Raw genomic sequence first — 13,024 nt, forward strand, 5'->3', positions numbered from 1 at the left:
GTTAGGCGCTATAATATTGAATTAGGCTGTCATGGCATAGACCACAATATTCACCGCAAATTTAGTATTGTCTTCTCTTAGCCAGCGTTTGTTGCGAAAATCGTAATCCCATTCACAACCCAAGTCTTTATTACTATACAGTACTGCTATACGGCCATTTATCTCGATGGCTTTGAGATAGTTATGAACTATATCGTCGCCCCAGCCATTTAATTCCACTGAGGTATTGGGCGGGCCATCAAACTCAAAAAAAGACGAGTAAATTGCATGGTCATTGGGGATTTTTTTAAGGGCTTCAGCACCAAATATCTTACTCATTTCAGCTTCGAACGTGCGGGCAAACATACCGTCGATATCATGGTTGCAATCATCTACAAATATAAAACCACCGTTTTCAACATATTGTTTAAAGTTCTGTTTTTCTTGTTGGTTAAATTGAACCAACCTATGACCTGCCATATAACAAAACGGTGCTGTCAACATGCTTGGATCGGATAGCGGAATAATTCGCTCTTGAATATCGACCCGAAGACTGGTGTATTCAATCAGTGAATTAAGTACATTTGCAGGCATACGCTCATCTACTTCCCAATCTCCAGATTCATAACTCAGGCGAGTGAAGTAAAAGTCATAATCATTATTTTGGCTAAATGATACCTTCGGCAAAGCCATGGTCACAGCCAAAGCACAGGTAGATGATATAAATCGACGACGATTTTTTTGCATATTGGTCAACAATTAACTCATCAATAGATGTTTGAAAACCCAAGGCTGCATGCAACCTTGGGGGATTTTACTTATACTGCGTCAGACAAACTACTGAAGGTAAAGTCTCTGATTTTCATCGGAGGGATCATATGACCATCAATACGTTCAGGCTTACCTAAGGCTTCGATATTGTTCAACATCACAATTGGACTTTCGTTAAAACGGAAGTTTTTAATAGGATATTTGATCTTGCCATTTTCGATGTAAAACGTGCCGTCACGAGTTAACCCTGTGTATAGCAAGGTTTGCGGATCTAACGCACGAATATACCAAAGACGAGTTACCAAAACCCCTCGGCGAGTACTTTTTATCATGTCTTGTAATGATTCATCTCCACCTATCATAATGATGTTTTCACCACGAGGCACGTATGGCATGCCGGTTTTCTTTGCCCAATAAGGACTGTTTGGCATATTTGCAATAACGCCATCTTTTATCCATTCAGTTTTAGCTAATGGATAGCCATTGCCACTAAAAGGCGCTGTAGGCGCAATAGGATGTTGTGGATCAGAGTAAATATTGACTCGCTCATCAAACATTTTTTGGCCAAGCTTATTTTTAGGGGCTTTTTCTGAATCCTCGCCATCTTTGGCTTTGTAACTTAAGAAGCTACGGCCTTCATCTGCACTGCGTTGCTCGAAACTTCTCATCATGTTACGAATTAAGCCAACGCTTGCTGCTGGTTCAAGTATTACCGTGTATTTACCTGGCTCCATGGCTTTAGCATCAACTGAACCCATTGATTTTGTGATAGCAATATCAGAGGCCTTAGCTGTATCGAGTAACTTATAGTCACTAAAGTTGCGGGTTGCCCAGCCAGAGCCTTTGCCATCTTCGGTACGTATGGTTACTGAAAAGTCTACATCTGTGGCTTTGTTATATGCGAATAGGCCTTTGTTGTTCATTATAGCGCTGAAGGTAACAGCCTCTTCTAAAAATCCAGCTGCAACTAGCTTGTTCTTTTTAGATGGAGTAATGCTACTCGCCGCAGCCTCTGCTCTGTCATCGGGTGTGACGTTAGCGGTAGACTCAAAGAAGGTTTTTGAATCAGAGTACTTTTGCTTGCCAAATAAAGGCATAAGTTCTTCGTTTTCTGGAGCGAGTTTTGCCAGTTCTTCAGAGCGACGAACGACTTTCTCAAGTGATGCGTCATCAAACTCATTGATTGTGGCTACACCCATACGTTTGCCAAATGTAGATTGTACAATTAGTTCTAGGTCGCTCTCTTCACCTGCTGTAGACACAGTGTTGCGGGCATAACGAATGTTGCCTCCAACTTTACCTTCAAGGTTACATTCTATCTCGTCGGCTTTAGAGTATTTCAATACTTTAGCCAGCAAGGTTTTCGATTTTTGTTCAGATAATATAGTCATGATGATCTTTCCTCTAATAAGTTGCTGGTTTAAACATTACGTGCAGTGTTAATGACGTTAATGTCGTTGAATCTGGTTGTTGGGCAACCATGAGACACAGCGCTAACCTGTGAAGGTTGGCCCTTACCATCGAAGAACGAACCACCTACTCGATAATCTGATTTACCTGCTAATTGTGTACACTTGTTCCAAAACTCTTGGGTATTTGATTGATAGGCAACATCTTCAATTTGATCGACGATTTTGCCGTCTTTGATTTCATAAAAAAGCTGACCTCCAAATTGGAAATTGTAGCGTTGTTGATCAATTGAGAACGAGCCTCGACCCGCAATGTAGATACCTTTTTCTACATCTTTGATGACATCTTCAGCTGAAATATCTTTTTCATTTGGTTTGAGAGAAACGTTAGACATACGCTGGAATTGCACATCACGCCAACTTTGAGAATAACTACAGCCGTGGGATTCGTTTTGGTCGATCATATGAACTTGATCACGGGTAGCTTGGTAATTGACTAAAATACCGTCTTTTACTAAATCCCATTGTTTGGTTTTGACACCTTCGTCATCGTATCCCACATTACCCAAAGAATAAGGCTGAGTTTTGTCTGCGAACAAATTAACTATATCTGAGCCATACTGGAATTTACCACTTTTCCATTTATCCAATGTGGCAAAACTGGTTCCGGCATAGTTGGCTTCATAGCCTAGTACTCGATCTAATTCTAATGGATGACCAACGGATTCATGAATAGTAAGCATCAAGTGAGCTGGATCTAGTACAAGATCGTATTTTCCTGGCTCTACTGATTTTGCTGCTAGTTTTTTCTTAAGTTGTTTACCAGCAGCTGCAGCATCTTCTACCATATCGTAGGAGTTGTTATACCCTACACCCGCACCTGATATTCTAACTTTATCTTTTTCAAGACCATCTAAATATTCAAAGCCCATACCAACGGGGTTACCCAAGGCATTACGTTGTTTAAAGCCATTCTTACCAATGCCTGTGGCAAAGAAAGGGGCCCATAATCTGTGTATGTCTTGGTCTATGTATGAACCATCAGTAGAAGCAAAGTATTTTTGTTCGTTAACTAAAAACAAAATAGAAGTAATATAGTTTGCACCATTAGACATAGCAGCGTCGTTCACCGAAAGCAGTAAATCAACCTTGTCTTTGATGGGTACTTCCATGGCGTTTTTCTTAATTGGAGTTTGCCAGCTTACTTCGCCCACACCTTTTACTGGAGCTAATTTAACCGGAGAGGTTTGAAACTTGGAGTTTGCCATGGCAACCGCTACAGCACGCTCTGCTGCTTGAGCAACGCTATCTGGAGTCATGTTTGACGTTGATGCAAACCCCCAAGTACCATTTGCAATAACGCGTACGCCAATGCCGGCTGATTCAGTATTCACTATGTTATCCACGCGGGTTTCTCGTGTGGTTACAAATTGGTTTAGGTAACGACCAATACGCGCATCAGCGTAAGTTGCACCTTTAGCTTTTGCAGCGTTTAATGCAATATCAGCGAGTTTCTTTTTGTAAGCCACATCCATTGGTTTATCTAACATTTGATCTGCGGATACCGCAATTCCAGATAGTGGTAGCATTAACGCGCCCATACCTGCACCGCCGATTTTAATAAAATCGCGTCTTTCCATTATTTATTCCCCTGTCGTAATTTGTTGTGTTTGTTTGGCCTCATTTGTTATGTATTTATTGAGGCTTTTTGACCTGTATAGTGTATGGCAGAAATTAAAACTCACTCAATAGTTGATTGCTTTTTATTTAAATTTATTAAGTAACAAAGCGTTACATATTGAGGAGAGAGTAGTCATCATACAAAATAATGACCATAATGGTATTGTTAAAATGACTTAATTTAGTAATAAAGTGTTGTGGAAATAAGCGTTTGAACCGGAATTAAAGCCTCCTGGATAATGAAATGATATAATCTTTAGTAAATTCTCTAGCCATTCTTGAGCTCCATTTGAAAAACCGTTTTGTTAACTCTTCAAGAGTGGCCCCAGCAGGGCGCTCATCTAAAAATACTCGTCGTAATAAATCTTCGCAACCCATGGGGGCCGTGCGTACGTTTAATATTGAGGGGCTAACTCATCAATGTAAGGGGGTGGCCCGAGCCGATGATGGTAAAGTGACCTTTATCGCAGGGGCTCTGCCTAAGGAAACTGTAAATGCACAAGTAGTAAAGTCTAATCGTCGATTTGATGAAGCAAAGCTAATTGATATTGAACAACCCAGCCCTGACAGGGTAACCCCGCCATGCACTCATTATGATTCTTGTGGTGGTTGTAGTTTTCAGCACTTATCAGTTGAACAACAAAGATCATCTAAAAAACAATGGTTGCAGGGGCAATTAAGAAAAGTTTGTGAGCCTGATGATTTGATTTTATTAGCAGATTCTCCTTTGGCTTATCGGCGCCGAGCTCGCTTATCGGTGCGAGTGATTGAAGGTAAGTTGTTGTTAGGCTTTCGTGGTCATGCTTCTAATAAAATTGTATCTATTGATAACTGCATTGTATTAACTCCAAAATTGCAGTTGGTTTTTACGGCTTTGAAAACAGCATTATTTCAAGACAGTGGGCTGGCTCAAATTTCAGGTAAATTAGGGCATATAGAGTTGCTCGAAGATGATAGAGGCGTATCTGTACTGTTTCGCTTAACCGCTACTCTCGATACTGAAATTCAAGAGAAATGGTTAAATTGGTCACAGCAACAGCACCTAGAGTTATATTGGCAGCAAGCAGGTCAAGACCGAGCAGTAGTAGCACCTGCATCATTGAGGCATTATCATGTTGAAGAACTAATACTTAGCTATCATCCCCAAGACTTTATTCAGGTTAACGCCCAAATGAATGCTCAAATGGTAGCCCAAGCTATGGCCTGGCTGGCTCCAACCAAAGATGATGTAATCCTAGATTTATTTTGTGGGGTTGGGAATTTTTCATTACCTTTAGCTAAGCGCGCTAAACAAGTAGTGGGGATTGAGGTACAAGCGAGTATGGTAAAAGCGGGCATCGCTAATGCAAAGGATAATGGATTAGATAATCTGTCTTTTATAGCAGCAGATTTAACTCAAGCCACTAATAAAGATATTGGTTCGTTAGGGGTAACAAAAGTTTTATTGGACCCACCAAGAGCGGGCGCATTTGAGTTTTTACCTAGCTTAGTAAAGTTAAAACCAAAAAGTATTTTGTATGTATCTTGCGATGCGGCCACCTTAGCCCGTGATGCAGAATACTTGCTTGATAAAGGTTATAGGGTAAAGTGCGGGGCTATGATGGATATGTTCCCCCAGACCGCTCATCTTGAAACTATCTTGTTATTTTCACGGAAAATAGGTAAATAAAGTTAGGTGACTTTAGATTTTGTGAGTAAAAATCACGCTATTTTTTTAGGGAATCGGATACACACGAAATAACCGTTTCCTTTTATTATGTTAGCAGAATGCTGAGTGTTATTTGGAATAAAGATAACGCTACTCTCTGTTATTATTTGAGTTTCTTCAGCAAACTCTAATTCCATTGCAAAATCACCTTCAGCGATAATAATGTTAATCTCGTCTTCATTCGGGTGTAAGTGACTTGAGCAATATTTCTCATGATTGGATTTTGCGTCAAACTTGTGCATGGCGACATGAATTGGGCAGCTTTGCGGGACGTATCTAGTGAGTACGTTACTTAGGTAATGGTTTTCATCCCATTCTTCTTTTCTTTCTAATTTGGATATTGACCACATAAGTCCATTTATGCCTATTTTTATTATAATGAGAGTTAAGTAGCTTGAAAAATGAACATAATGTCAGTTTTTTATATAATTCCATAATTAAATCTTTTTGAAAAGATTTAAAAAGCAGAAAAGTTGCATGATTCGTTAGGTAATAAATATTTTTGCTCAATTGGTATAGTTAACGCTCTCTGATTTTCTTGGAGAAAGAATTTTTATAGGGTCTAATCAACTCTATAAATAACCGTTAGCCCTTCTGGAATTTTGATATGTGCCGGTAAATAGGTCACTGTATTTTTATTATTTTTGACATATTCAAGCATTGTATCTGGAGATTCAATTTCTATTGGGGGCTTTTTTCTACCGCCAAATTGCATTTGTGCCCAATAGGATTGAATTCGCGATTCAGTTAACCCAACTACTTTGGTATTAAATATAAGTCTTGCTTCACTATTTGGTTTTAGCACCACAGGCTTTAAAGTAAACTCTGAGCTACTTCGCATAAAAATATCTCTTACTTGGCGCTTGCCGATATTTAAGTCAGTATTGTCTGTATTTGCTACGACTACAATCCCTATAGAGTTAGCATAGAAACTTTGTAAAGCTAAAACTACCAGTATAAATTTGATAAGGTTGGTCATCAGAATACCCACTCCAAACCGATTTGATACAAGGTTGCCTTGCGATCAAAGTCGGGATTAGTGATATCTTCAAAGAATGAATTCTCATCCTGCTCTCCACTTAAATAAGTGACTTCTGCTTTAGCTGAAATGTTGTATTTTAAATCCCAACGTAAGCCAATAGTTAGAGATTCTAAAGTATACAATGGCAAGTTTTGTGTGATGCCATCGTAGATAAACGATAGTTCGGTTAACTCTTCGGTGACATATTTGGGGATCAAGTTTTCAGGAATATTATATGAACTATCTGAATTTGCGTAGGTAATATGTACCTGAAAAGCATCAAAATTATAGCCTAAGGTCAGGTAGTAAGAGTCGAGTTGAGGAACTACCAAAAGCTCAGAGTCAATCTTTACCCACTCAGCAGCGACAAAGTAATCCAAAGTGTCATAATTCACACTCGCTTGATAACCTGTCGCTGCACCATTAAACCTTAAGGATTCTGCATTTTCCGGGTAACCTGCATATTCTAATATATCTGAAAATTCATTAAAGCCAGGGAAATCAGCGAAGAAATCTGATGATTGGGTTATAGAAGCTCGTGCTGAGAAGTTACCCCTGTTAAGAGTAAAAATTATCCCCTTTATTTCATCTACCTCAATATCAATGTTCTCGCCGGCTCTTGAAAATTCACCACTATAGGTGCCGTAATAAGCTTCGATATCAAAATTTAGGTCATTAAAGTTAAACTTGTAAGTACCACTGGCCCCTTCATAATTTGAAAATAAAAAGCCACTGTAAACTTGTTGAGGAGGGGATATCCAAGGATAAGAAAATCCAACATCTATAACGTCAGTGTAACGGAAAAAAGGTGTTCGAAGTTTGCCAAATTTAAATAGCCAACTATTGTTGGGTTCGTAGGTTAGGTATAGCCATTCTATACCCGAATCTCGTTCGTCGCTTGAGTGTGCTAATAATTGACCAGAAGCACTAATGGTGTCTGTAATTAATAAATCAGCCTGAATAGCTAATAGAGATTGCTCAGAAAAGCTCACTTCATTTGAGTAATTGCCATAACTGGCATTTGATTCATCAAGATACCCGCCTACAACACGTGCAAAGCCACTTATATTAACTCGTTCATTGAGCTCTTGTGCAGCAAGCAGTGGCTGAACCAAAAAGTAGATTAAAACAAGAAGCAATTTACAGTAATGACGGTTTGAAATAATAATGAGTTCCTTCAAAATTAACTAACTCAATAACAAAAATAACACTGAATGTTCGCCTTTATCGGCTCAAATTGCAAAAAAATTAGTTCATTTCATGTCATGAGTCAATTTTGACTGCCATTGTCTTTAAACTCTGATGTTAAAGTTATATCGATAAATCATACTTTAAATGCAGGCTAGGCTTGAATTGCTTTTAAAATTAAAGGGGTTAAATCTTCTGGTAATATGACCTTTCCTGCTAGCACAAAAGAGTGAGCTTCATCAGACATTTTTCGCCACGTCTTTTGAATAATCGTTATCCATTTTTCTTCGCTATATTCGGGATGCTTTTCTGCAAACTTCAACATGTAGTGCTCAATAAACACTAAGCCTGCAACATCTTCAAGTAATTGAGTATCTGAATTGGATTTCATCGCTACTTTTGCAACTGCATGCTGTGCTCTTAAAACCGCATCTTCTGCAAACCCTACTTGCGTCATAATCGCTGCTACTTTGTTTGCGTGAAATACATAAAGGTCGCTGCGCCATTTATGGTATCCCTGACGGTTCATAGGGTAATTACTGCGAGGTGATTGCCAGCGCTGAATATGTTGACCACGCACGGCTAGCTGCATCACATGGTCAGCATCACTTTTGTAGCGGCTAAGCATGTCAGACATACGCTGGCCGTATAACAACTCTTTAGGGAATTCTTTACCGCCGGTAGTCTCAACATTAGGATCTTCACTATTAGCTTGGTCAATTAGAATTACAGCTTGTTCATAAGGGGCTTGGTTCATAATGCTCTACCTTTAAAAGAGGCTTTTATCTTTGCTGCTACTTTAACTTGAACCTCAAAAGTATACATAAATAATTTGCCTGTAATTTTTACCGATATAGTAACTTACTTAGTAGCAAATATAATGCAGCAGCAAGAAATAGCCCTACAAACCATGCATATCCATAGATAACATCAAATATAGGCGATATTGAGTCAAGTATCCCAGCGGCATGTAAAAATCCCGGTAGATTGGGCAGTATGCCTAAGGTGAGAGCGCTCAGCCCCGCCCAGTTCCAACCATTAGAGGCCCCATATTCTCCATTGTGACTGAATAGAGCAGATACGTTCAACTGGCATTTTCTTAATAAAAAATAATCAGCTAACAAAATACCGGCTATTGGACCTAGTAACGCTGAATAACCTACTAACCAAACAAATAAGTAACCTCCAGCTGTTTCGAGTAACTTCCAAGGAAAAATAGCCAGCCCAATTCCTGCTGCTATGTAGCCACCTAGTTTAAAATTAATTATTTTAGGACTTAGGTTAGAAAAACCATAAGCAGGAGCAACGAGATTAGCCGCTAGATTTGTGGTGAGAGTGGCTAACACTAATACTGCCATGGCAAATACGACGCCCATGCCACCCATTTTTCCCGCAAGTACGATCGGATCCCAAATAGGCTCTCCGTAGATCACCACAGAAGCTGAGGTGACGGCTACACCGATAAAGGCAAATAAAGCCATGGGGATAGGCAAGCCAACAGCTTGGCCTACTATTTGGTCTTTTTGAGATTTAGCAAAACGTGTAAAATCAGGAATATTCAAAGCCATAGTCGCCCAAAAACTCACCATTGCTGTTACACCTGCAATGAATACAGGCACAAATTGGCCTTCTTTTTCAGCCCCTGCCCCAAACTTAGAGGGCACAGAAAGCATTTGTCCAAACCCCCCGGCTTTAGAATACGCCCAATAAAGTAATGCTAAGCCCATCGCAATTAAAAATGGGGCCGCAAAGCTTTCTAGCCAGCGAATTGATTCTGTTCCCTGTTTGATAAAATACAAGTGCATGGCCCAAAAAATAACGAAGCAACATAGTTGCAGTAGATTGATACCAAAAAATGGGAGCGGGGAACTGACTAAAGCTTCAGCCGTTAGGCTGTTTATAATGACATACAGGGCAGAACCTCCCATCCAGCTCTGAATTCCAAACCAACCGCAGGCAACTAAACCTCTTGCTACCGCTGGAATTCGAGCGCCCTTAGTACCAAAAGCACTTCTTAATAAAACTGGAAAAGGTACGCCGTATTTTGCCCCTGCGTGACCCACTAAAACCATGGGAACCAAAACAATGACGTTGCCTAACATCACAGTAATAACAGCTTGCCACCAATTCATGCCCTCTGATACTAACCCAGAAGCCAACATATAAGCGGGAACACACACCACCATTGCTACCCATAACGAAGCAAAATGTAGCCAGTTCCAAGTGCGGCTAGCGTTGGTGGTAGGGGCTAAATCCTGATTCCAGAGATCGGCATCATAATTGGTATTGTATTGGTTGTTATCTTGTTGCTGCATTTTTTAACCTTTATATAAACGTTTTCTTTTAAACTGAAACTGTTAAAACCGAACTTACAATTGAATTAACCGACTAGGTGAGTAGCCGGTTATTTAGTTCGCTCTGTGGTTAAAATTTACGTTCAACCGTTAAACCAAACGTACGTGGTTTGGCGTAGGATATTTGGGTCGTGCCATAGAATCCTGTTACGTCAAAACCAATGATCTCGTGATCCGAATCAAACAGGTTATCCACATATGCCACTAAACTCCAAACATCGTCAGTCCAAGTCACTCTAGAATCTGCTTTGATATGGGATTCAATTTCGTGGGCTGTGAAATTACGAGCATTGTGGAATGTCTCTGATTGATAGGAGCCACTAATTTGAGCCGCTATGTTTCCTGAATCCAGATCCCAATTGTATCTAAGTATCACCGCTGCTTGATATTCTGGTGTAAAAGCGGGTTTTGTATCTTTAAAGACACCGTCAGCTACTTCTAAGTTTTCAACCGTGGCGTCTGTATAAGATGCACTTAATATCACATCTAAGCTTTTACTTGGCGTTAAGAATAGTTCAGCTTCAAGTCCTTGAAAGCTTGCTTCTTCGTTAGATACGACACCAGAGTTATTGACCCAAGAAAATGACTGATAATCAGTGTAATCGTAATTATAAATACTGGCATTGAACACACCTGCACCGTCCCAAAGTTCAAGTTTCATTCCTGCTTCTATGGAAATTAAAACTTCTGGGTCATAGCTGCTAAACCCACCAAACAATGGGGCATTAAAGCTTCCGGCTTTAACACCTCGGTTCACACCAAAGTAGTAGAGGTTGTTGTCAACTGAGTATTCCAGTTGTAATTTCGCCGACCATAAATCTTGATCGTTATCTTGATCATACACTTCAAGGGAAGCACTGCTGGTATCTATTTCGACTACTCGGTCATCTGTATTGGTATTTTGATATACATTGCCCAACATGTTTTTATTTTCTTGCATGAGGCGTAAGCCACCCACAAGTACATAGTTATCGTTAAAGGCGTAATCAAATTGACCAAATATTGAGTAAGAATCAGTGCTCAGATCTACTAGGGTGTTGTTCTCTTCGCCACCAAGAAAATAAGCTGTAGGTGAAGCGGCTAAACCTTGACTGTAATCAGTGTCTATACCTAAGTAATATAGCCCTGCTACCCATTGCATATCGTCGGTTTCACCAGAAAAGCGCAACTCCTGGCTGATTTGAGATATTTCACTATAAGATTGAAAAATTAACTCTGGTGAAGCAGTTTGGTCAGAGTCTAGGCCGATTGATCGTTCAAAGTATTTGTAGTCAGTCATAGAAAAGAAATCGACACTATCAAATCCGTATTCTAGGGTGGCAGCTAATCCTTGAGATGATATTTTATTTTGATCATCAAAGGCGAAGTCTTTATTCACCTTCTCACCTGAACCATCTGGGTCAAAGTTACCGTTAAAGTCCCCCCCTTGTACCGGTCTAAATGGGTCACCATTAAAGTTACCGTCAATACATTCACCTAACTGAATCGTGTCGCAACCAAGTGGATCATCAGCTGCATAAATCACGTCTATTACGTTACCATTGGCATCTTTAACTTCTGTGGTGTTGATGACTTGGTAGGGGCCTTCACTTTTTACGGTATCAGCCCAATTAGCGCTTAGTAGTAAGCTACCATTGTTGCCCAATGAAAAGTCTAATTGTCCGCGAATGGCTTGGGTATCATCATTGTAACCATCTTGTCCGCCACCGACAGAGCCTGCACGGATGTCTGGCTCAGCTGAGTCTTCGTAGACGTTTTCAAGAATTTCACCTTGAACATTGCTATATAAAGAGAGGCGCCCTGCTATGCCATCGGTTAACGCGCCAGATACTGCGGCTTCTAAGCGGAACTGTTCAAAGCTGGCAGCAGTAAAATTTGCATAAGCTTCAAAATCTTCGGTAGGCTTTGCGGTGATGGTATTGACTAGGCCGCCTGTGGCATTACGACCAAATAAAGTGCCTTGAGGCCCTTTTAATACCTCAACTCGAGCCACATCAAACAGTCCAAAGGTTTGCGCCTGAGTACTGGCTAAATACCCTCCGTCTATATATACAGCTACTGGGGTTTCGGCCATATCTGCATAATCGTTTTGCACCACTCCTCGGATATTGAAAATTGCTCTTTGCCCTCCAATATCACCTGCTAAAGATACCCCAGGGGTGTAGGCAATTATTTCGGTACTTTCATCTAGCCCCAAGGCTTTTAGTTGTTCACCACTAAATGCGGTAACAGCGATACCCACATCACTGATATTTTGTGAGCGTTTTTGTGCGGTAATTTCTATTTTCTCTAATACATTTTCAGCACTATATGCTAAAAATGGAGTACAAAGTAATCCTGTGACTACTATCGCAATTGCACTTTTACTAAACTGCCTATATTCCATTTGTTCCTCTCATTTATTGTTTTTTTAGAAAAATCCCAACGGGCATTTAGTTGTACATAGTTATTTATGTGTGTCATTTGAACAAAACGTACTGCTATAAACCGATTCATCAAGGCGACGACCAGCTACAGCATCAACTGGGCCAAGGAGTGAAAGTTAAATTAAAACAATAGGTTAACTTATTTTTAGAGTGTTAATTTAGACCTTTTGGTCCAATTTAGTTCATTGTTGCTGTATTATTGAACGGTACTGGTGCATTTTTCCGCAGATTAGCTAATTGAGTTCAGATTTTTGAAGTGTGCAGTCTTTCTTTTTAACTTGTAACTAAGCCATATGTTTGACTATTCGCCAGCCTAATTTCCCTAAAAACTAATTGGATAATCAGACAGCCTGATAGAGGCAAAACAACTTTTTGTTAACTGTATGAATGCAGGGCTTTAGGAGCTTGTTTGTAAAACACAATGGGTTGTGGTGAACGAAGTGCATAAACTTAGTGTACGAATTACCTGCACCGTCGCTTTGCAATGC

The 13,024-nt window shown here is 40.0% G+C and carries 10 protein-coding genes; 1 reads left to right on the top strand and 9 read right to left on the bottom strand.

The window, feature by feature from the left end; genetic code table 11:
* Positions 1–21: 21 nt before the first annotated feature.
* From EOK74_RS11745 to EOK74_RS11755, 3 genes are all read right to left on the bottom strand, one after another.
* Complete coding sequence (locus tag EOK74_RS11745) at positions 22–726, bottom strand: DUF4159 domain-containing protein (RefSeq protein WP_133470198.1); 705 nt, start codon at positions 724–726, stop codon at positions 22–24.
* 71 nt (positions 727–797) lie between these two features.
* Entirely contained in the window at positions 798–2,141 is a 1,344-nt protein-coding gene (locus tag EOK74_RS11750) for a TldD/PmbA family protein (RefSeq protein WP_133470199.1), read from the bottom strand.
* A gap of 29 nt (positions 2,142–2,170) precedes the next feature.
* Positions 2,171–3,799 (bottom strand): TldD/PmbA family protein, encoded by a 1,629-nt coding sequence (locus EOK74_RS11755; RefSeq protein WP_133470200.1) that lies wholly within the window; start codon positions 3,797–3,799, stop codon positions 2,171–2,173.
* 329 nt (positions 3,800–4,128) lie between these two features.
* On the opposite strand from EOK74_RS11755, the gene rlmD reads away from it, so the two are divergent.
* Positions 4,129–5,508, top strand: a complete 1,380-nt coding sequence (rlmD, locus tag EOK74_RS11760; protein WP_205964650.1) for a 23S rRNA (uracil(1939)-C(5))-methyltransferase RlmD — start codon at positions 4,129–4,131, stop codon at positions 5,506–5,508.
* Positions 5,509–5,540: 32 nt separating this feature from the next.
* On the opposite strand, the gene EOK74_RS11765 is transcribed toward rlmD, so the two are convergent.
* From EOK74_RS11765 to EOK74_RS11790, 6 genes are all read right to left on the bottom strand, one after another.
* Positions 5,541–5,897 (bottom strand): hypothetical protein, encoded by a 357-nt coding sequence (locus tag EOK74_RS11765; protein ID WP_133470201.1) that lies wholly within the window; start codon positions 5,895–5,897, stop codon positions 5,541–5,543.
* Positions 5,898–6,109: 212 nt separating this feature from the next.
* Positions 6,110–6,526, bottom strand: coding sequence for a hypothetical protein (locus EOK74_RS11770; protein ID WP_133470202.1), 417 nt, complete (start codon positions 6,524–6,526; stop codon positions 6,110–6,112).
* The gene (locus EOK74_RS11775; RefSeq protein WP_133470203.1) at positions 6,526–7,749 is read right to left on the bottom strand and encodes a hypothetical protein; all 1,224 of its coding nucleotides are present in this window, start codon (positions 7,747–7,749) and stop codon (positions 6,526–6,528) included. Before EOK74_RS11775 ends, EOK74_RS11770 begins: the two co-directional genes overlap by 1 nt.
* A gap of 161 nt (positions 7,750–7,910) precedes the next feature.
* Entirely contained in the window at positions 7,911–8,513 is a 603-nt protein-coding gene (locus tag EOK74_RS11780) for a DUF4202 domain-containing protein (RefSeq protein ID WP_133470204.1), read from the bottom strand.
* An 88-nt stretch (positions 8,514–8,601) separates the two neighbouring features.
* Positions 8,602–10,071 carry an NCS1 family nucleobase:cation symporter-1 gene (locus tag EOK74_RS11785; RefSeq protein ID WP_133470205.1) on the bottom strand — a complete coding sequence of 490 codons (1,470 nt, stop codon included), beginning with the start codon at positions 10,069–10,071 and terminating at the stop codon, positions 8,602–8,604.
* A 109-nt stretch (positions 10,072–10,180) separates the two neighbouring features.
* Complete coding sequence (locus EOK74_RS11790) at positions 10,181–12,496, bottom strand: TonB-dependent receptor (protein WP_133470206.1); 2,316 nt, start codon at positions 12,494–12,496, stop codon at positions 10,181–10,183.
* Positions 12,497–13,024 lie beyond the last annotated feature (528 nt).

Origin of the sequence: Paraglaciecola marina (assembly GCF_004360155.1) — a bacterium.
GTDB lineage: Bacteria > Pseudomonadota > Gammaproteobacteria > Enterobacterales > Alteromonadaceae > Paraglaciecola > Paraglaciecola marina.

Excerpts from the sequence above, each read along its gene's own strand:
- EOK74_RS11745 (WP_133470198.1), bottom strand. The coding sequence starts at position 726 with ATGCAAAAAAATCGTCGTCGATTTATATCATCTACCTGTGCTTTGGCT.
- EOK74_RS11750 (WP_133470199.1), bottom strand. The coding sequence starts at position 2,141 with ATGACTATATTATCTGAACAAAAATCGAAAACCTTGCTGGCTAAAGTA.
- EOK74_RS11755 (WP_133470200.1), bottom strand. The coding sequence starts at position 3,799 with ATGGAAAGACGCGATTTTATTAAAATCGGCGGTGCAGGTATGGGCGCG.
- EOK74_RS11765 (WP_133470201.1), bottom strand. The coding sequence starts at position 5,897 with ATGTGGTCAATATCCAAATTAGAAAGAAAAGAAGAATGGGATGAAAAC.
- EOK74_RS11770 (WP_133470202.1), bottom strand. The coding sequence starts at position 6,526 with ATGACCAACCTTATCAAATTTATACTGGTAGTTTTAGCTTTACAAAGT.
- EOK74_RS11780 (WP_133470204.1), bottom strand. The coding sequence starts at position 8,513 with ATGAACCAAGCCCCTTATGAACAAGCTGTAATTCTAATTGACCAAGCT.
- EOK74_RS11785 (WP_133470205.1), bottom strand. The coding sequence starts at position 10,071 with ATGCAGCAACAAGATAACAACCAATACAATACCAATTATGATGCCGAT.
- EOK74_RS11790 (WP_133470206.1), bottom strand. The coding sequence starts at position 12,496 with ATGGAATATAGGCAGTTTAGTAAAAGTGCAATTGCGATAGTAGTCACA.